Consider the following 19,618-nt stretch of genomic DNA (forward strand, 5'->3'; position numbering starts at 1 on the left):
TTTCACCGGCTTCTTCGACTGACACACCGCTATCGCTGGCAAGCCAGCTCCCACAGGTTTCCAGGAATGGCCGATTCTTCAGGGAGCCCGACTGGCCCCGGATGCCCCCTTCACTGGCCCGCAATGCCCTCAACGCGCTGGCATCGCTGGCTTAAGGTGTGATCACAACGATAAGTGATGCCACACGCGAGGATTGTTATGCGGGCAAGCCGATTCACTTTACTGCTGCCATTGTTCCTGACTCTGTCAGGCTGCGGCGAAGACCCCAAACCCCCGGCCAGCACCAACAGCAACTCCATTCCTAAAGACCCGGCGCTGGCGCAGATCTACGCCAACAGCTGCCAGCTCTGCCACGCCAACCCCGCCGCGAATGCGCCTCTGACCGGTGACCGCAAGGCCTGGGAACCGCGGATCCAGCAGGGCGCCGACACGCTGCTCGACCACGCCATCAATGGCTACAACGGCATGCCGCCGATGGGCCAGTGCGTCGAGTGCTCGGAAGAACAATTCCTTCAGTTGATCGGCTTCATGGCCGATCAGCCGCTGCCACAATAAGGGTGCGCGCATGACGATGGATCTGACTCGACGTCAGCTGTTGCAACGGGCAAGCATCGTCGGCGCTTTCAGTGCGCTGGCGACGAATCCGGCCTTGGGCCAATTGATGCGCGCGCCCCGGTTGATCCCGTGGCGCAACTGGTCGGGCGGGCAGAGTTGCCTGCCGGCGGCGCGGGTGGCGCCGAAGAGTCTCGATGAATTGAGGACGATCATTCAGCAGGCACCGGGCAAGATTCGCCCGGTCGGCTCGGCGCATTCCTTCAGCGCGCTGGTGCCCACCGACGGCACGTTGCTGTCGCTAAGCTACTTCAACGGTCTGCTCGATCACGACCCGAAAACCCTGCAAGCGGAATTCGCCGCCGGCACGCCGATGTCGCGCATGGGCGTGCCGCTCAAGGATGTCGGCCAGGCCCTGCAAAACATGGCCGACATCGACTACCAGACCCTCGCCGGGGCCATTTCCACCTCGACCCACGGCACCGGCAAAACCTTTCAGTCCTATTCGGCCCATGTTTGCGGGATGCAACTGGTGACCGCCAGCGGCGAAGTTCTGGACTGCGACAGCCAGCGTCATCCCGACGTGTTCAACGCCGCGCGGGTATCCCTTGGCGCGTTGGGCGTGGCGACGAAAATCCGCCTGCAAAACCGCCCGGCCTATCGCCTGCGCGAGCGCCAGTGGATCGCCAAGACCGAAGAACTGCTGGAAGACATCGACAAGAACACAAGCGAAAACCAGCACTGGGAAATGCTCGTCGTCACCCATTCCGACTACGCCTTGTCGATCGCCCTCAACGAAACCACCGACCCGCCCACGCCGCCGATTCCGCCCGAAGAGGAGGGTGGCAACGAGTTCGTGACCCTGATCGAAAAGATCGACAAGTACGGCAGCGATCTCCCGGGCCTGCGCAGCTCGCTGCTCAACAGCCTGCGGCATCTGGCGAGTTTCGATGATCGGGTCGGCGACTCGTTCGACATCTACGCCAACGTGCGCACCGTGCGCTTCAACGAAATGGAATATTCGGTGCCCGCCGAACACGGCCCGGCGTGCCTGCGCGAGATTCTCAAGCTGATCCGCGACAAGGACCTGCGCACCTGGTTTCCCATCGAGTACCGTTACGTGAAGGCCGACGACATCCCGCTGAGCATGTTCGAGGGCCGCGACAGCTGCTCGATCTCGGTCCACCAGCATTACCAGATGGACCATCACAACTTCTTCGCCGCCGTCGAGCCGATCTTCTGGAAGTACAACGGCCGCCCGCACTGGGGCAAATTGCACACGCTGAATGCCCGCACGTTGCAAACGCTGTATCCGCGCTGGCAGGAATTCATTCAGGTACGCCAGGCGCTGGACCCGAGCGGCAAGTTTCTCAACGGGCATCTGTCATCGATTCTGGGGGTGAGCTGATGGCGGTCAATCGACGTAATTTCGTGCTCGGGACTTTGGGTGTTGGTGCTTTGCTGGTGGGTGTTGGCGCGTGGTTGCGGCCGGGGGATCGCGGCGGGCCCTACAGCGAATATTTCCGGGCGCTGAACAACGAGCTCAAGACCAAAGGCCCGATGCGACCGGTGTTGCTGATCGATCTGGACCGCCTCGACCACAACATTGAGGTGGTGATCCGCTCGGTCAAACGCGCGGGCAAGCAGTTGCGGCTGGTGGAGAAATCGCTGCCGTCGCCGGGACTGCTCAGCTACATCGGCCAACGGGCAGGGACGCAGCGGCTGATGTCGTTTCATCAGCCGTTTCTCAATCACGATGCGGTGACGTTCCCGCAGTCCGACATTCTGCTCGGCAAGCCGTTGCCGGTGCGTTCCGCCGAGATTTTCTACCAGACCCACAAAGGCCCCTTCGACCCGGCAAAACAACTGCAATGGCTGATCGACAACCCCGAACGCTTGCAGCAATACCTCGCGCTGGCCCAGGGCTTGGGCACGCGGATGCGGGTCAACATCGAGCTGGACGTCGGACTGCACCGGGGCGGCGTTAGTGATCTGAACGTGCTCGGGCAGATGCTCGCGCTGATCGCCGCCAACCCGCAGCATCTGGAGTTCGCCGGGTTCATGGGTTACGACCCGTTCGTGGGCATGGGTGTGCCGGGGATCCTCGGTTCGCCCGAGGAGCTGTTCGCCAAAGTGATGGTGATTTATCAGCGCTGCGTCGACTTCACCCGGCAGCATTATCCGGCGCTGTGGCATGAGGACTTGTGCCTGAATACGGCCGGCAGCCCGAGTTATCGCATGCATGAAAACGAACATCTAAGCAGTGAAGTGTCGGTGGGGACGGCGATGCTCAAGCCGACTCATTACGACTTGCCGTCACTGGTTGAACACGAACCTGCCACGTACATCGCCACCCCGGTGTTGAAAAGCACCGGGGCCGTGAACATTCCGGCGCTGGATGACAAATCGAAGCTGTTTTCGTGGTGGGACGCCAACCAGCGTCAGACCTTTTTCATCTACGGCGGCAACTGGATGGCCGAGTTCGAATCGCCGCCGGGGCTTCAGAGCAATGGTGTTTACGGGCGCAGCTCGAATCAGGAGATGGTCAATGGTTCGAATGCCGTGGGGTTGACGGTGGAGGATCAAGTCTTTCTGCGGCCGACCCAGACCGAGGCGGTGTTACTGCAGTTTGGTGATTTGCTGGCGGTGCGTGGCGGCAAGATCGTCGACATCTGGCCTGTCTACACCTGACGGAATGTTTTCTGAAAACACCCCATAACCCTGTGGGAGCGGGCTTGCTCGCGAAAGCGGTGTGTCTGTCACTTAGAGAGTGACTGACGGGACGCCTTCGCGAGCAAGCCCGCTCCCACAGGTTATGGGGTGTCTGCCAAATCCCGATCAATTTCCGTAATGAAGCTTTTATGACAAAAGTTCGGTAGCACATCGCCAGTCCGGTCATGCCTATGTAACGCGCTTGAGGGGCCTTCGGGCGCTTTTCACAAGCCGAGGCGGGACGCCGGGAGTGAGGCAATGGGGACTATGGAACGCTACTCGAAAGTGGGCATGCAGGAACTCGATCAACGCCTGTCGAAGATCGTCGAAGCCGCGCGCAAGAAGCCGGTTTCGGTGTATCGCTACGGCGCGCCGTGGGTCTGGATCGTGTCGCAGGATGACTGGCAGGGCGCCTTGAAAGAGGTCTCCAGCTACATTCCGCCGGGTCATTCGCTGGTGCTGCTGCGCCCGCAGATCGACGATTTGCTCGACGCCCACCGCGACCTCCTGCACGACCTCAATGCCCAACCCGGCATGCTGATCGCCCCGCAGACGGTCATGCACATCCTGCTGCTGCAACTGCTGTATTCGGTGCCCAGCGAGCAGCAGCTCTACGAACAGCTCAATTACAACCTGCTGTTTCGCTGGTTCGTCGGCCTGGGTCTGAACCAGAAAGTCTGGAGCTTCAACGTCCTCAGTCGCGACATCGCCACGCTGCTCAACGAGCCGCGTGCGGTGCAGCTCATCCAGAAAATCATCGGTGAAGTGTTCTGCGGCGCGCTGCTGCAAATGCCCGAGTTCTCCTTGAACTTCGCGCTGCTGCACACCTGGCTGGGCAAACACACCGGGGCCTGCACTTCAGCAATCAAGAACGCCAGTAACTGACGCACACGCAAGGCGCATGAGCGCCAACAGGTCATCGCGAATTTCAGGGGGTAGTGTGGAGCAGATTTTCACGTCACGGCTGGCGCTGTGGGGCTGGCTGCTGGTGACGGCCGGCGCGCAGCCGGCGTTCGCCGATGAAGCCGAGAACGCAGCGGCGCAGCGTCTGGTGGACGTCAACGAATACTTCGTGCGCGGCAACACCGTGCTCGATGCGCGGGCGATCGAAGAAGCGGTGTATCCGTTTCTTGGTCCGCAAAAAGCCTTGAGCGACATCGAAGGCGCGCGGGATGCCCTGCAGAAGGCCTATCAGGAACGCGGCTACCAATCGGTGTTCGTCGAACTGCCGGAGCAAGCGGTGGCCGACGGCATCGTCTACCTGCAAGTCAGCGAAACCAAGGTCGGCCGGGTCCGCGTGGTCGGCGCCAAACACTATTCGCCGCTGGATATCCGCGACAACGTCCCGGCGCTGAAGGAAGGCGAGGTGCCGGACTTCGCCAAGGTCCAGGGCGAACTGGCGCAACTCAACAAGACCCCGGGCCGCCAGGTGATGCCGCTGGTGCGCGAAGGCCAGCGCCCCGGCACCATGGACGTGGACTTGCAGGTCGAAGACCAGAACCCGTGGACCGCCAGCGTGGGGCTGAACAACGACTACAGCGCCGACACCGAAAAACTGCGCACTGTCACCAGCCTCGGCTACAACAACCTTTGGCAGTTGGGGCACAGCGTCAACCTGACGTTCTTCACCGCACCCCAGGAAACCGACAACGCCAAGGTCTGGTCCGGCTCCTATACCGCGCCGCTGACCGAGCGCTGGAGCGTGCAGTTCTCCGGTTACCAGTCCGACAGCAACGTCGCCACCATCGGCGGCAGCAACGTGCTCGGCAAGGGCCATTCCTATGGCGTAGCGGCGATCTACACGATTCCGTCCAGCGGCAACTGGTCGAACTCGCTGTCGGCCGGCATCGACTTCAAGGACTTCGACGAACGCCTGACCCTGTCCGGCGAAAGCGACAAGGTGCCGCTCAAATACGCGCCGTTCACCTTCGCCTACAACGGCTATCGCTACAGCGAAAAGAGTCAGCTCGGCCTCGGTCTGAGCCTGGTCGCGGCCACTCGCAGCATTTTCGGTTACGGCAGTTCCGACGAAGACTTCGACTACAAACGCTACCGCGCCAACCCGAGCTTTGCCGTGCTCAAGGGCGATACCAACTTCACCTGGACCTTCGACAGCGACTGGCAGAGCGCGAGCAAAGCCGCGTTTCAGCTGGCGTCGGGGCCGCTGGTTTCCAACGAACAATTCTCTGCCGGTGGCGCGACTTCGGTGCGCGGTTATCTGGCGGCCGAACGCACCGCCGATGACGGCTTCCTGCTCAGCGAAGAACTGCGCACACCGTCGCTGGCCAAGTACGTCGGCGGCTGGATGCAGGACTGGCGCTTCTACGCCTTCGCCGAAGGCGCGCAACTCTATCTGCGCGACGAACTGCCGGACCAGGACGCCAGTTACGCCCTGGCCAGTGTCGGCCTCGGCACCCGCGCCAGCCTGAGCAAATGGCTGTCCGGCAGCCTCGACTGGGGCTACCCGCTACTCGAAGGGCCGAACACCTCGAAACAGGAATCGCGCCTGCACTTCAACCTTCAGGCCACTTTCTAACAAGGAGCACTTCCATGCAGCGCCTTTTCCTTTCGTTGTTGATCTGCCTGGGCTTCGTGCTCCCGGCCACGGCTCAGGCCTGGTGGCAGGACGACTGGCATTACCGCAAACAGATCGCCGTCGACACCACGCCGCAAGGCGCCGCGATCAATCAGGCCCTGGGCCGCACCGCGCTGCTGGTGCGCCTGCACACCGGCAATTTCACGTTTGATGGCGTGAAAGAGGACGGCTCGGACCTGCGCTTCGTCGCCGCCGATGACAAGACCGTGCTCAACCACCAGATCGAAAGCTTCGATGCGCTGATGGGCATGGCGCTGATCTGGGTCGATGTACCGGATGTCGAGGGCGGCCAGCGTCAGGACATCTGGATGTATTACGGCAACCAGAAGGCTCCGGCCACCGGCAACGGCCAACTGACGTTCGATCCAAATTACACCGCGCTCTACCACTTCGACGGCGCCACCGGCACCCCGGCCAAAGACACCACCGCGTACGGCAACACCGCGCAGAGCGCGACCGGCGCCGCGATTGACGGCGTAGTAGGGCGCGCCTTGCAATTCAGCGGCCAGCCGTTGCTGCTGCCGGCCAGCCCGTCGTTGCAGCACAACGTCGGCAGCGCGTTCACCTTCAGCGCCTGGTTGCGACTGGATCAGGCCAATGGCGAACAACTGATCCTGGCCCGCCGTGAAGGCACCAACAGCCTGCTGGTCGGTGTGAATCAGGGCGTGCCGTTTGTGGAAATCGACGGCCAGCGCGCCGTGGCCACGCAACCGCTGAATCCGGGTCAATGGCAGCACGTCGCACTGACTGCCGAAGGCGCGAAAGTGACGCTGTACATCAACGGTCGCGAAGGTGCGGCACTGGCTCAAGCGATGCCGGCGTTCAATTCGGTCATGGCCATAGGCGCGGATCTGCACGAAGGTCCTTTCCAGCCATTCGTGGGCGCCATCGATGAACTGCGCCTGTCGAAAGTGGCCCGCCCGGCGCCGCTGCTGCTGGCCGACGCCACTTCCCAGGGCGCCGAGTCGAAACTGGTCGCCTATGGCGTCGATGAAGAACAGTCCGGCTTCGGTTTCGGCAGCCTTGGCTTCCTGCTCAACGCGGTGCCGGTGGACGCCTGGGTGATCATCGCGGTGCTGGTGCTGATGATGTTCCAGTCGTGGATCATCATGCTGCGCAAGAACCGCACCCTGAGCCGAGTGACTGCGGCCAACGAGGACTTCCGCGTGCAGTTCGCCAAGGTCGGCACCCGCCTGGAAATGTTCGCCGACGACACGCAACTCGCCCAGCGTTTGCAGCACTCGCCGCTGTGGCGTCTGTACCAAGTGGCGGTGAAAGAGATCCGCACCCGCCGCGAGCAGGGCGCCGATACCTCGTCGGTTTCCGCCGCAACCATCGAAGCGATCCGCTGCTCCATGGACGGTGTGCGCACCCGGGAAAACCAGCAGCTGAGTTCGAAACTCTCGACCCTGTCCAACGCCATCGCCGGCGGCCCGTACATCGGCCTGCTCGGCACCGTGTTGGGGATCATGGTGGTGTTCCTCGGCACGGCCATGGCCGGCGACGTCAACATCAACGCCATCGCGCCGGGTATGGCTGCAGCCTTGCTCGCCACGGCCATGGGCCTGTTTGTCGCGATTCCGGCGCTGTTTGGCTACAACCGCCTGATCACCCGCAACAAGGAAGTCAGCGCCGACATGCGCGTGTTCGTCGACGAATTCATCACCCGTCTGGCGGAGATGCACGGTGAAGGCCAGTCCAGTGAAGCGGCGCATCAGCGCGGTCATCACGCCAACCACTCCGTACCGGCCTGAGGAGCACTGACATGGCGTCCGTAAATGCCTCCCACGACGATGACGAAGATGCCGCAGTGGACAGCATCAACATCACGCCACTGGTGGACGTGCTGATGGTGGTGCTGGTGATGTTCATCCTCACCGCCACCGCGCAGGTCTCCGGGATCCAGATCAACCTGCCCAAGGCCAGCGCCGCCGTGTCGCTGTCCGAGGCCAAGACCAAGGCGATTTCGGTCAATGACGGCGGCCAGGTGTTCCTCGACGCCTACCCGGTGACCCTGCCGGAGCTGGAAGAACGCCTGCGCATCGAGAAGGCGCAGAACCCGGACTTCCCGGTGATCGTGCGCGGCGACGCCACGGTGCAGTACCAGAAGGTCATCGAAGTGCTGGATCTGCTGCGCCGGCTCGAACTGTCCCAGGTCGGTCTCGTCACCGGCAAACCGACGCAGGGCTGAGTGATGACTGCACAACTGCCAATCGAGCCTTTGCCGGTGAAGAAGTCGCCTCTGCGTTACGTGAAGTGGGGCGCCGGGCTGCTGCTGGGCGCTGTCGCGGCATTCCTGTTGTGGCAGTGGGCCAACGACATGAGCGGCATCCGCCGCGAAGCGCCGAAGGTGCCGACCATCATTCCATTGCCGCCACCGCCACCTCCGCCGCCGGAAAAACCACCGGAGCCGGAAACCCCGGTGGAAGAAAAAATCGTCGAGCCCGAGCCAACGCCCGAGCCGCAAGAGGTCAAGCCCGAGGAAGAAGCACCGCCATCGCCGGCGGACGATCTGGCCAACCCGATGCAAATGGACGGCGACGCCCAGAGCGGCAGCGACGCCTTCAACATTGGCGCGGGCAAGGGCGGCGGCATGGCCGGTTCCGGCGGTGGGCGCCTGGGCAACGGCACCTATAGCCAGTTCCTCGCGTTCACCTTCCAGAAGCTGCTGCGCGAGAACCCCGACCTGCGCAACCTCGCGTTTTCGCTGCAGGCCGATGTGTGGCTGAGCAGTGTCGGCGAGATCACCCGGGTCGAGCTGATCAAGTCCAGCGGCAACCCCGAGATCGACAGTCAGGTGCTGGCCGCATTGCGTAACGCGCCGCATCTGAGCGAGCGGCCACCGGCCTCCATCACCTTGCCTGTGCGCATGTCCCTGCAAGGGCGGCGTCCGGGTTAACCGAATTCATAAAGCTGTATGAAAAGGAGTTGTGTGCAGATGATTTCCAACGTGAATCGATTGTCCCTGGCGGTCGGCATGGTCATCGCGACCCTGGTCGGTCAGGCCGCGGCAGCGCCTGCGCCCTCGGAGAACGCCACGATCAATCTGATCCGCTTGCTGGTCGAGCAGGGCATTCTGAAACAGGACAAGGCCGACGCACTGATCGCCCAGGCCCAGAACGAAGCGGCCCAGGCCAAGCAGGCTGCGGCGTCCACCGCCGTGGCGGCCGGACCGGTCGCAGCGCCGGGGGATGTGCGGGTGCAATACGTGCCGGCCGCAGTGCGCGACCAGATCCGCGATCAGGTCAAGGCCGAAGTCATGGCCACCGCCAAGCAGGAAAACTGGGCCGCGCCCAATACCTTCCCGGACTGGGCGTCGCGCATCAGCTTCGACGGCGACATCCGTCTGCGTGACGAATCGCGCTACTACTCGGGCAGCAACAGCAACGAAATCGTCGACTTCGCCAAGCTCAACAACAACGGCCCGTACGACGTGAACCCCAACAGCAGCACCGCGTTGCCGCCGTTGCTCAACACCCGCGAAGACCGCGAAAACCTGTTCCGCCTGCGCGCCCGCCTGGGCATGAAAGCGGAGATTTCGCCGCAATGGACCGCCGGCATTCGCATCGGCACCGGCTCGGACAACAATCCGGTGTCGACTACCCAGAACCTCGGCGGCGGCTTCTCGAAAAAGGACATCTGGCTCGATCAGGGTTACCTGACCTGGAAGCCGTCGGATGAGCTGACCCTGACCGGTGGCCGTTTCGCCAACCCGTTCATGTCCACCGACATGCTGTATTCCAACGACCTGAACTTCGACGGCGTGGCGGCGATTTTCGACCACAAGCTCAGCCGCGACTGGGGCGTGTTCGGCACCGTCGGCGCGTTCCCGGTGGACTACACCAACGACACCACCACCAGCAACGGCTTCGACAAGGAAGAAAGCGACAACAAATGGCTGTACGGCGCGCAGATCGGCGCCAAATGGGCGATCAACAGCAACAACCGCTTGAAAGGCGCGCTGGCCTACTACCGCTTCGACGACATCGAAGGCCAGCGTTCCAGCCCTTGCGAACCCTGGGCCGGCGCACCGGGCTGCGACAGCGACGGCACCCGCGCGGCGTTCATGCAGAAGGGCAACAGCGTGTTCCTGCTGCGTGACATCACGCCGAACCCGCTCAACCCGAGCACCACGCCGCAGCCGCAATTTGTTGGCCTGGCGTCCGAATTCAACCTGCTGGACCTGAACGTGGTGTGGGACGCCGACCTGCCGGAAGACTTCAAACTGCGCAGCCAGGGCAACTACATTCACAACCTCGGTTACGACGAAGGCGACATGCGCAAGCGTGCTGCGGGCCAGATCGTCAACAACCTCGACAGCAACGGCAACCTCGAAAGCGGCGCCAATGCGTGGATGGTCCAGTTCACCCTCGGCAACGCGCTGGAGCTGAAGAAGCAGGGCGACTGGAACCTGTTCGCCGGCTACAAGTACATCCAGCCTGACGCCTTGCCGGACGGCTTCAACGATTCGTCCTTCCACCTCGGCGGCACCAACGCCAAGGGCTACTTCCTGGGCGGCAATTACGGCCTGGCGAAGAACGTCTACGCCACCGGTCGCTGGTTGAGTTCGGAGGCGGTGTATGGCGCGCCGTTCGACATCGACGTCATGCAGCTTGAGATCAACACGCGCTTCTAAGGCGCCGGGAGAGGCAAATGCACACGCGAATCTTGTTGTTGGGTCTGGGTTTGATCATTGCCGGCGGGGCGAGCGCCGAAGGCATGGAGGAACGCCTGCGCACCCAGTTGCGCAGCACCACCCAGCAGCTGCAAGCCCTGCAAAGCCAGCAGGCTCAGGCCAGCGCCGCGCAATTGGCGGCGCAGAACGAAGCCAAGGCTGCGCAGGCGCAAATCAAGCAATTGACCGCCGAACTGGCCAAGGCCAAAGGCCTCGCCGAGCAACTGGCCGGGCAGCAGCAAAGCCTGCACAGCCAGGCCCAGGCGCAGGTGGCGGCCAGCAACGAGCAGACCGGCAAGTTCAAGAAGGCCTATGACGAGCTGTTGGTCATGGCCCGTGCCAAAGAGGCAGAACGATCTAAGCTTCAAGCGCAATTGACTGAACGTGACACACAAGTGCAGCAATGTTCGGTCAAGAATCAGCAGATGTACGGCGTGGCCAAGCAGATTCTCACCGCCTACGAAAACATCGATGTGGCCGAGGTGATGAAGATCCGCCAGCCCTTCGCCGGCAGCGCCCGGGTCAAGTTCGATGAGCTGGCTCAGGGCTTTGGCGATGAACTGTACAAGACTCAATTCGATGCGCCGCAAGCCGCGATTGCGCACTGATTAAAAGACTCATGGACAAGGAAGAAGTAATGACTCAATTGATCTCCCACGTATCCCCGCAATCCCTGACCGACGTACTGCAAGCCGCCGGTTACCGCGTCAACCAGACTGAACAGAACGGCATCGTCCAGTTGCTCAGCGCCAGCCAGGGCATCGGTTATGCCGTGCGTTTCGGCAACCCGGCGGTGGCGGAGCAGGGCAGCTACGTCGACTTCACCTTCAGCTGCGCCTTGCGCGTGCAGGGTGAGTTGCCGGCCGGTGTGGCCGAGCAGTGGAACGCGACCCGCCGGTTTGCCCGGTTGTCGTTGCAGGGCGAGTTTCTGGTGATGGAAATGGACGTGGTGGTGGCTGCTGGCGTCAGCAATGATCACCTGCGCGGCAATCTGGAATTGTGGGATCGCCTGCTTCAGGAATTCATCGTTTACCTGCGTGATTTCACTCAAAGCGCTGCCGTTGCCCAGGCACCAAAAGTTGAGCAAGAGGAAGTCGCGCTGTGACAAAACCTGCCATGGTAATCAGCGCCGCTGCGGTGGCGCTGTTGGTGGTGGCCGTGGCGCTGGTGGTGCGGCCGGGCAATGACCCGGTCGCCGCCCAGCAACCGGCGCCGGTCGTGGGCGCCAGTGCCGGGCCGGCGGTGGCGCGGCTGGGCAATCAGCAGGTCACACCGGAGGAATTGCAGGCGTTACTGGCGGCTGTTCCACCGCAGACCCGCGAGCAACTGCGCGGCAATCGCGAGGCGCTGGAGCGCTGGATTCGTTCACGTCTGGCCGAAAAAGCCGTGCTGGAACAGGCCGATGCACAGGGCTGGGCGCAGCGTCCCGACGTTGCCCGGCAAACCCGCGCTGCAACCGAGCAGATCGTTTTTCGCGATTACCTGCGCTCGGTGAGCCAGGTGCCGGCGGATTACCCGAGCGCTGCCGAATTGCAGCAGGCCTACGACGCGGGCAAGGCCAACTGGCAGACCCCGGCGTTGTATCGGGTGAGCCAGATTTTCCTCGGGGTGAATGAGCCGCAGAATCTTGAGGCCGTGCGCAAGCAGGCGGCGGAGTTGAGCAAGAAAGCACAGGCGAGCCCGGCGGAATTTGCTGCGCTGGCCAAGGAGTTTTCCCAGGATCGCCTCACGGCCGAACGCGGCGGCGATACCGGCCTGCAACCGTTGCAGCAACTGGTGCCGGAAGTGCGTGGTGCGGTGGCGCGACTCAAAGTTGGCGCGGTCTCGGATCCGGTACAAAGCGGCGCCGGTTTCCACGTGATCAAACTCACCGAACAACAACCGGCTCGCACCACGACCCTCGACGAATTGCGCGATCAGCTGACCCAGGCCTTGCGGGCCCAGCGTCAGGAGCAGATCGCCCAGGCGTATCTGGACGGGATGCTCAACACCGCGACGCTGAGCATCGACGGGGCCGAGCTCAACAAGGTGCTGGAGGAAAAACTGTAATTCAGATCCACCTCTGAACCTTGTGGGAGCTGGCTTGCCAGCGATGGCGGTGTGTCAGTCACCAAATATGTTGGATCTGCCGGCCGCATCGCTGGCAAGCCAGCTCCCACAATGGATGTGTGCAAAGGCAAACAACAAAGATCGACAGGGAGTCATCGATGTCATTCACCGAACCCGCAGCACGACAGAGCAGCGCCGATTTCCGTTGGCCCCAGGACAAGGACGAACCCTGGCTGGCGCGAGCGGCGACCCTCGACGGCGACGTCCCCCAATACTTTCTGGTCAGCGCCCGCTGCGGCTGCTTCATGCAGGCCGCGCGCAGCCTCAACGTGCGCTCGACCCTGCTGCGCAAACAACTGGCGCAACTCGAACAGCAACTGCAGTGCGCGCTGTTCAGCTTTCAGGGCAGTGCGCTCAGCCTGACCCGCGAAGGCCAGCAATTGCAGGCGCAACTGATCGCTTTGGCCCACGAACGCAAACTGCCGGTGATCGAGCAACCGCTGATAAAGCTGGCCGTCGCCGAATCGATCCTGCACGACATCCTCGGCCGCGACCTCATCGCACTGCTGCGCCGCAACGCCAGCGTGCGCCTGGAAATCATCGCCCTCGACAGCGAACTGGCCCTGCGCGCCGTCAGTGCCGACATCGTGCTGTGGCTCGCCCACGGCGACACCCCGCACCCCGGCCCGACCTTCACCACCAGCGAACCGCAACGCCTGGCGCAACTGGAATACCAGCCGCACATTGCCAAACGCTATTCGCGCGTGACCGCACGGCCAGAGAGCCCGGATGATCTTGCGGATTTCATGCTGGTGCAATGGCAGCATGACCGGCAGATCGACAGCTTTCGACCGTGGAATGAACTGGTCGAACAGCGCTTGGCCGGGGTGGTGCAGATGCAATCCTATGAATTGATGCTGGAGATGATCCGCTGCAGCGCGTGCATTGGGCTGCTGCCGATGTACATGAGCCGGTTTGATCGCGGGTTGGTGGCGTTGCCGGGGTTGTTTGAGGAGGCGATGCGGTTGCAGGCGTGGCTGGCGGTGAACAGTGAATCGCAGGAGGTCGGGGAGGTGCAGACCTTGGTGGAGTTGATTCAGCGAACGTTCAGTGAGCGGCAGGAGTGGTTCCAATAACCACGAACAAAGGGCGGACTTATTTGATTAAATACATCCGTCCTCTTATTTCGCTTGTTTCGAAGTTGGCAAGCTTCTTTGGAGTGTCGACGTCACATCCATTTTATTCTATCAATCCACGATCCTGAGTCGGCTTCACTCGATGCGTCCCATTCGAAAGATCCAATGAAACTCCCAGCGGGGGCGTAATAGTAAAGGAGGGTCAGTCCTGCATTTGAATTTGGGATAACTCTTTCCGAAAGCAATAGTCCATTAGTGCCGTAAAATCTAATCACATTTCCTGCATTGGTGTTGTGTAAGTGATATAGCTCGACGTATGTGGATTTTTGATAGTTCCAGCTGAATCTAATCCTGCAATTTTAGGAAATTAATAGAGATATTTTTCCTAGTTCTGGAAGTGTAGGTGTTGTATGTAGCGCGCAAGGTCCACCATTCGTTGCTGCTCTAAGCGTTGTAACGATCAATCCACTACGGAGTGAAATCGGTATTCCAGTAGGGAATATTTTCCCTACTGGTTCTTGCTCCCAATCTTCAAAGCCTTCAGGAAATCCAGTCCCCACAACCCGAGCTTGGGCAATTTTGGAAACTCCAACGATTTCTCCACCCCTGATCTGCTTGTATGTCACCCGCACCGTACTGTCGGGAATGACCTTGGCGTTGGGAATATCTACTGACAATTGTCCCGGCACCTGACTGACCGGCACCTTCACTTGATGGGTAGCCGTCACGACCCCGTTTACCAAAGCCTCGAAAGTCAGATCGCACTCATCCCCTGCCTGCCAAATCGTATTGACCAAGTGAATCAGCGCCCACAACGGCCCGCCATTCATCTTGCCCAGATCAACAATGGCCGGATCGTCACCGTTGTCTCCGAGGATTTCCTGAAGGATGGCCTCGTGCAGTTCTGCCCAATCCAGATGCACATTAACCACACAGTCCTTGGACCAGAATTCCTGCGAGTTGAATACTCCGTTCGATGACGTGCCGGAAAAGTCGTCTATCTGACTGATGACGTTGTACTTGAATATGAACTGTGGGTTGTTGGGGGCGTGGGCGAAATCGGCAGTGTTAAAGGTCAAGTCCACTGGCTTGGTTTCGGGGTTGGGATCCTGTGCAGTTGGCACGATCTGGTGGGTGAGGGTTTTACCGCCATAGTTGATGGTCAGCAGGTCATACAGCGCCATGCCGGGGTAACTCATTGTCAGCTTCACGCCTGCTGCAGCTTCGGCCGGACCGATACTCTTCGGGGCGACATCAATGTTCAGCAATGAATTGCCAGGATTCGGATCCGTGTCATTGCCGGCAGGGGCATCCAGGGAATGCAGCACGGACAGCTCTGACGAATCCTCATTGCCCGACTGGCGCTGGAGGCTGACTTTCAGAATGTTTATTCCGTCTGACAGCAACCCCAATGGCACGAGAAACTCAAGCGGTGACGTCGTATCCACGGTGGTCTGGGCCGGAGTCGGCACAGGCAAGCCATTGAGGTAAATCCGCCCGGTCTCGTTGCGTTCCTGACCCTGATAAGGCCCAAACTCCACCAACAGCCCCTTCGGGTCTGCGTAGTAATTGAGCCGAGAGAGCCCTACGTGGGCGACCGGGTGAATGATCGGGTAGGTCTGGCTTGGAATATAGGGCGGTGTCAGTGCCAGGGCGACGATGGGGCCGCCTCTGGATGCAGGATTGTTCATGGCACGCAGCTCCTTGGTGATTGATGTGCCATGAGAGCCCTATGCGATCCATTTCGGCTACTGTCAGACCTGACAGGTGAGGCTGGTTTTAAGACGGGCGGTCATCAATTGCAGTCGTACATACACTTCCCGCAGATAGAAAAACGGCCCAGTAAAGGGGCCGTTTCAGTTTCAGCACTCAGGGCCGAGGCTCAGCCGCCACATCCAGATTATCCAGCACCCGATTCACCGCCAGTTCCGCCAGCATGATCAGCTGCCCGATGCCCAGCAGCACATGCCGCTGCGGCGCATCTATCATCCCGGCGAAGTCGCTGGCCATGGTTTTGGCCGAGGTCAGGGTTTCGCAGGCGTCGGCCAGCAGTTCTTCGTTGGCGATGCCGGGGGCGATGAGGTAGCGGGTGTTGGGTTTGAGCAGCGGCTTTCTGGGGTGGAACGGATTGAGGTAGTGATCGAGGGCGCGGTCGGCGGCTTCGTGGAATTTCTTGGAATCGAGGGTTTCGTAGGGCGAGGTCGGGTCGGTTTCGGGTGGGTTTGGCGTTGGTTTGATCATTGTGAAGCTCCTTGAGAAATGGAGCCGTCATCCATCGCTGCTAAACGAATGAGGTGGCGGCTGTACGCGGGTTAGCAGACCAGGCTCAAGGATCCCGGCGCACCGAAGTGCCCCACGCAAGCCGCCATAAAACAGAAATGGCGAAACCAGCGTGCCTTGAGAATTGCCGAGCTGCTAAACCCGATCGCTGATTCATCAGCGACCCGGAAACGATAGAGCCCGCCCTCAAGGCGCACAAGCCGGCGGATTCTGGCGGATGCGTAGGCAATGGCGCAAGGCGTTGTGGCTTGCCGGACGTTTCGGTCAACGGCTTTAAACAGTCATGGCGATTCCATGAAGAAGCGGTTTACAGTGACCGGCCACGCACTGATCCAGGGGGGATCTTTCATGCCTGAGCACAACCCCGCCATTCACCCTGAGCGCTTCAGCGAATCCCCGTCAGCATCAAATAAATGCGTCCCCTTTTGTGAGCAGTTCTTCGCTGTCGATGCCGGGGGCGATGAGGTAGCGGGTGTTGGGTTTGAGCAGCGGTTTTCTGGGGAGCAGGGGATTGAAGTAGTGATCAAGGGCGCGTTCGGCGGCTTCGTGGAAGGTCTTTGAATCGAGGGATTCGTAGGGCGAGGTGGTGTCGGTTTCGGGTGGGTTGGGCGTTGGTTTGATCATGGTGAAGCTCCTTGATAGACGGAGCTGCAACCGTTCGCGGTCAATCGAAAGGTGGCAGCTGTACGCGGGTTGACCGACCGGGAATCAAGGAACCCGGCATACCCGAAGGTATCCCACGCACAGCCACCGCGACACATGGGTTCAGAAAGTTTTCTGAAACCGGTCTTGGGCACTGGCGCGCCTTGATTGAGTCGGACGGTCAAATCCGATCGCTGATTCATCAGCGACCCGAAAACGATAGAGCCCGCCCTCAAGACGCACAAGCCGGCGGATTCTGGCGGATGCGTAGGCAATGGCGCAAGGCGTCGTAGCTTGCCGGAAGTTTCTGTCAACGGCTTTAAACAGTCATGGCGATTCCATGAAGAAGCGGTTTACAGTGACCGGCCACGCACTGATCCAGGAGGGATCTTTCATGGCTGAGCACAACCCCGCCATTCACCTCGAACGCTTCAGCGAATCCCACGTCGAGGGCGTCACCGCGCTCTATAACGACCCGGCCGTGACCCGGCAGGTGTTGCAGATGCCGTTTCAGTCTGCCGAGATCTGGCGTCAACGACTGATGCCGGAAAACGAACGGATGGTGAAACTGGTGGCGTTGCATCAAGGTGCGGTGATCGGGCATCTCGGGCTGGAGGCTTTTTCGCGAATTCGCCGCAGTCACGCGGGCAGTGTCGGCATGGCCGTTGCGGTAGCGTGGCAGGGCAAGGGTGTCGGTTCGAAGCTGTTGGCAGCGGCGCTGGACATCGCCGACAACTGGATGAACCTGCACCGGGTCGAACTTTCGGTGTACGCCGACAACGAGGCAGCCATCGGTCTCTACCGCAAGTTCGGCTTCGAAACCGAGGGGCTGTTCCGCGATTACGCCGTGCGTGACGGGCAATGGGTCGACACCCTGAGCATGGCGCGACTGCGCAGAGTCTGAACTACTGTGAAAGATCGTTCCCGCGCAGGGCGCGGGAACGATCAACAGTGGGCAGCCATTTGCGGCTACATTTCGAGGTTGATCCAGCCTGTTTTTGCTGTTTCCGGCGCCACCGCTTTCACGGTTTTACCGGTGGCCATCTCAACCCGCCGCGCCACCTCCGGATCATCCGCAAACGGCGTCAGACTCGCCTCATCCAGGCTCTCGGCCGTCTCATGGCGCAAGCAGTACTCAACCGCCAGCCACAGAAACACCACGCCCAACACATTCAATAAAACATCGAACATGATCAGCTCCCTTGATCAGGCGATCTGCGCTTCACGATGGGCAATCGCAACATCCGCCACTCGCACCGTGCGCCACACGTTGTAGGCCATCAGCAACATGCCGCTGAGGAAGAACACCCCGCCGGCAAACCGTACGACAAACCCCGGATGACTGGCCTGCAGCGCCTCGACGAACGAATAAGTCAGCGTGCCGTCCTCGTTGATCGCCCGCCACATCAGACCTTGAGTAATGCCATTGACCCACATCGACGCGATGTACAGCACCGTGCCAATGGTCGCCAGCCAGAAGTGCAGGTTGATCAGCGGCGTGCTGTACATGCGCTCGCGGCCAAAGACCTTGGGCACCATGTGATAGGTCGCGCCGAAGGTGATCATCGCCACCCAGCCGAGGGCACCGGCGTGAACGTGGCCGATGGTCCAGTCGGTGTAGTGGGAGAGGGCGTTGACGGTCTTGATCGCCATCATCGGGCCTTCGAACGTCGACATGCCGTAGAACGCCAGCGACAGGACGAGGAAGCGCAGGATCGGGTCGGTGCGCAACTGATGCCAGGCACCCGACAGCGTCATCATCCCGTTGATCATTCCGCCCCAGCTCGGCGCCAGCAGGATCAGCGACATCGCCATGCCCAGCGACTGCGCCCAGTCCGGCAGCGCGGTGTAGTGCAAATGGTGCGGGCCGGCCCAGATGTACAGGGTGATCAGCGCCCAGAAATGCACGATCGACAACCGGTACGAATACACCGGCCGATTGACCTGCTTAGGCACAAAGTAATACATCATCCCGAGGAACCCGGTGGTCAGGAAGAACCCCACCGCGTTGTGCCCGTACCACCACTGCACCATGGCGTCGGTGGCGCCGGAGTACACCGGATAGGACTTGAACCAGTCCACCGGGATCGACAGGTGATTGACCACGTGCAGCATGGCGATCACCAGGATAAACGCGCCGAAGAACCAGTTGCCGACGTAGATGTGCTTGGTCTTGCGCTGCACCACCGTGGTGAAGAACACGATGGCGTACGCGACCCAGACCACCGCCATCCACACCGCGCCGGAGAATTCGATCTCCGCGTATTCCTTGGTGGTGGTGTAGCCCATCGGCAGGGTGACCAGCATGATCACGATCACCGATTGCCAGCCCCAGAAGGTGAAGGCGGCGAGTTTGTCCGAATACAGCCGCACCTGGCAGGTCCGCTGTACGGCGTAGTAACTGGCGGCGAATTGCGCGCTGCCGGCGAAGCCGAAAATCACCAGGCTTGTGTGCAAGGGTCGCAAGCGGCCGAAGGTGGTCCACGGCAGGTCCAGATTCATGTCCGGCCATACCAGTTGCGAGGCGATCCATACCCCCATCGCCATGCCCACGACACCCCAGAAAACAGTCGCGATGACGAATTGGCGGACGACCTTGTAGTTATAAGCCTGTCCGATTGTTGCTGTGCTCATGGTCAGTTCATCCACGGTTGCAAAGTCTTGCCAGGCCACCCGGTCTGGCACGAGCTGCACTGTAGAAACCCCACCGGAAACAAAACAGGCTCAGGAATTGTTCATTTATGCGGATCAGATCAAAGCGCTGCCTGCGGCCATCTGCCGCGCCCTGATACGGTTTTTATGCGTTCAGGTGAATCTGTTGTGCACTGCGCCGCTCGTCCATAGTCGTAAAAAATCCTGTGGGAGCGGGCTTGCTCGCGAATGCGGTGTGTCAGCCAACAAGTCAGTTGCCTGACACACCGCATTCGCGAGCAAGCCCGCTCCCACAGTTTTGACCGTGATCAAAACTGATGAGGT

At 60.8% G+C, this 19,618-nt stretch carries 18 protein-coding genes and 1 pseudogene; 14 read left to right on the plus strand and 5 right to left on the minus strand.

The features are described from left to right. Nucleotides 1-198 precede the first annotated feature (198 nt). From KJY40_RS14230 to KJY40_RS14290, 13 genes are all read left to right on the plus strand, one after another. Nucleotides 199-555, plus strand: a complete 357-nt coding sequence (locus KJY40_RS14230; RefSeq protein ID WP_230737557.1) for a c-type cytochrome — start codon at nucleotides 199-201, stop codon at nucleotides 553-555. A gap of 76 nt (nucleotides 556-631) precedes the next feature. Continuing rightward, the gene (locus KJY40_RS14235) at nucleotides 632-1,960 is read left to right on the plus strand and encodes a D-arabinono-1,4-lactone oxidase (protein ID WP_230737692.1); all 1,329 of its coding nucleotides are present in this window, start codon (nucleotides 632-634) and stop codon (nucleotides 1,958-1,960) included. Between the two features lie 74 nt (nucleotides 1,961-2,034). Beyond that, complete coding sequence (locus tag KJY40_RS14240) at nucleotides 2,035-3,243, plus strand: DSD1 family PLP-dependent enzyme (protein WP_230737693.1); 1,209 nt, start codon at nucleotides 2,035-2,037, stop codon at nucleotides 3,241-3,243. A 279-nt stretch (nucleotides 3,244-3,522) separates the two neighbouring features. After that, the gene (locus KJY40_RS14245; protein ID WP_074690888.1) at nucleotides 3,523-4,149 is read left to right on the plus strand and encodes a transposase; all 627 of its coding nucleotides are present in this window, start codon (nucleotides 3,523-3,525) and stop codon (nucleotides 4,147-4,149) included. Between the two features lie 55 nt (nucleotides 4,150-4,204). After that, nucleotides 4,205-5,800, plus strand: coding sequence for a ShlB/FhaC/HecB family hemolysin secretion/activation protein (locus KJY40_RS14250; RefSeq protein ID WP_230737558.1), 1,596 nt, complete (start codon nucleotides 4,205-4,207; stop codon nucleotides 5,798-5,800). 14 nt (nucleotides 5,801-5,814) lie between these two features. Continuing rightward, complete coding sequence (locus KJY40_RS14255) at nucleotides 5,815-7,614, plus strand: DUF2341 domain-containing protein (protein WP_230737560.1); 1,800 nt, start codon at nucleotides 5,815-5,817, stop codon at nucleotides 7,612-7,614. Between the two features lie 11 nt (nucleotides 7,615-7,625). Next, nucleotides 7,626-8,051, plus strand: a complete 426-nt coding sequence (locus KJY40_RS14260; RefSeq protein WP_007955109.1) for an ExbD/TolR family protein — start codon at nucleotides 7,626-7,628, stop codon at nucleotides 8,049-8,051. A 3-nt stretch (nucleotides 8,052-8,054) separates the two neighbouring features. Then, on the plus strand, nucleotides 8,055-8,759 hold the full coding sequence (locus tag KJY40_RS14265; protein WP_103386885.1) for an energy transducer TonB family protein: 705 nt from the start codon (nucleotides 8,055-8,057) through the stop codon (nucleotides 8,757-8,759). A 39-nt stretch (nucleotides 8,760-8,798) separates the two neighbouring features. Beyond that, entirely contained in the window at nucleotides 8,799-10,496 is a 1,698-nt protein-coding gene (locus KJY40_RS14270) for a putative porin (protein ID WP_230737561.1), read from the plus strand. Between the two features lie 17 nt (nucleotides 10,497-10,513). Then, nucleotides 10,514-11,143: a DNA repair protein gene (locus tag KJY40_RS14275; protein ID WP_230737562.1), complete on the plus strand. Its 630-nt coding sequence runs from the start codon at nucleotides 10,514-10,516 to the stop codon at nucleotides 11,141-11,143. A 29-nt stretch (nucleotides 11,144-11,172) separates the two neighbouring features. Beyond that, on the plus strand, nucleotides 11,173-11,640 hold the full coding sequence (locus KJY40_RS14280; RefSeq protein WP_085683839.1) for a YbjN domain-containing protein: 468 nt from the start codon (nucleotides 11,173-11,175) through the stop codon (nucleotides 11,638-11,640). 11 nt (nucleotides 11,641-11,651) lie between these two features. After that, entirely contained in the window at nucleotides 11,652-12,584 is a 933-nt protein-coding gene (locus KJY40_RS14285; protein ID WP_407682002.1) for a peptidylprolyl isomerase, read from the plus strand. A gap of 158 nt (nucleotides 12,585-12,742) precedes the next feature. Then, nucleotides 12,743-13,720: a LysR family transcriptional regulator gene (locus tag KJY40_RS14290; protein ID WP_230737564.1), complete on the plus strand. Its 978-nt coding sequence runs from the start codon at nucleotides 12,743-12,745 to the stop codon at nucleotides 13,718-13,720. A 359-nt stretch (nucleotides 13,721-14,079) separates the two neighbouring features. Here the strand turns inward: KJY40_RS14290 and KJY40_RS14295 are convergent, their stop codons facing one another. From KJY40_RS14295 to KJY40_RS14305, 3 genes and pseudogenes are all read right to left on the minus strand, one after another. Next, complete coding sequence (locus tag KJY40_RS14295; RefSeq protein WP_230737565.1) at nucleotides 14,080-15,411, minus strand: hypothetical protein; 1,332 nt, start codon at nucleotides 15,409-15,411, stop codon at nucleotides 14,080-14,082. 178 nt (nucleotides 15,412-15,589) lie between these two features. Then, a complete protein-coding gene (locus KJY40_RS14300) occupies nucleotides 15,590-15,961 on the minus strand; it encodes a DUF6124 family protein (protein WP_230737566.1) in 372 nt (123 codons plus the stop codon). A gap of 468 nt (nucleotides 15,962-16,429) precedes the next feature. Beyond that, nucleotides 16,430-16,624, minus strand: a pseudogene (locus KJY40_RS14305) (DUF6124 family protein); the annotation flags it as partial. A gap of 412 nt (nucleotides 16,625-17,036) precedes the next feature. Between KJY40_RS14305 and KJY40_RS14310 the strand changes: the two are divergent. Beyond that, nucleotides 17,037-17,546: a GNAT family N-acetyltransferase gene (locus KJY40_RS14310; protein ID WP_230737567.1), complete on the plus strand. Its 510-nt coding sequence runs from the start codon at nucleotides 17,037-17,039 to the stop codon at nucleotides 17,544-17,546. Between the two features lie 65 nt (nucleotides 17,547-17,611). Here KJY40_RS14310 and KJY40_RS14315 read toward each other — a convergent pair whose 3' ends face one another. After that, nucleotides 17,612-17,833, minus strand: coding sequence for a cbb3-type cytochrome c oxidase subunit 3 (locus tag KJY40_RS14315; protein ID WP_230737569.1), 222 nt, complete (start codon nucleotides 17,831-17,833; stop codon nucleotides 17,612-17,614). Between the two features lie 15 nt (nucleotides 17,834-17,848). Continuing rightward, complete coding sequence (ccoN, locus tag KJY40_RS14320; RefSeq protein ID WP_230737571.1) at nucleotides 17,849-19,276, minus strand: cytochrome-c oxidase, cbb3-type subunit I; 1,428 nt, start codon at nucleotides 19,274-19,276, stop codon at nucleotides 17,849-17,851. Nucleotides 19,277-19,618 lie beyond the last annotated feature (342 nt).

The organism is Pseudomonas fitomaticsae (assembly GCF_021018765.1).
Lineage (GTDB): Bacteria > Pseudomonadota > Gammaproteobacteria > Pseudomonadales > Pseudomonadaceae > Aquipseudomonas > Aquipseudomonas fitomaticsae.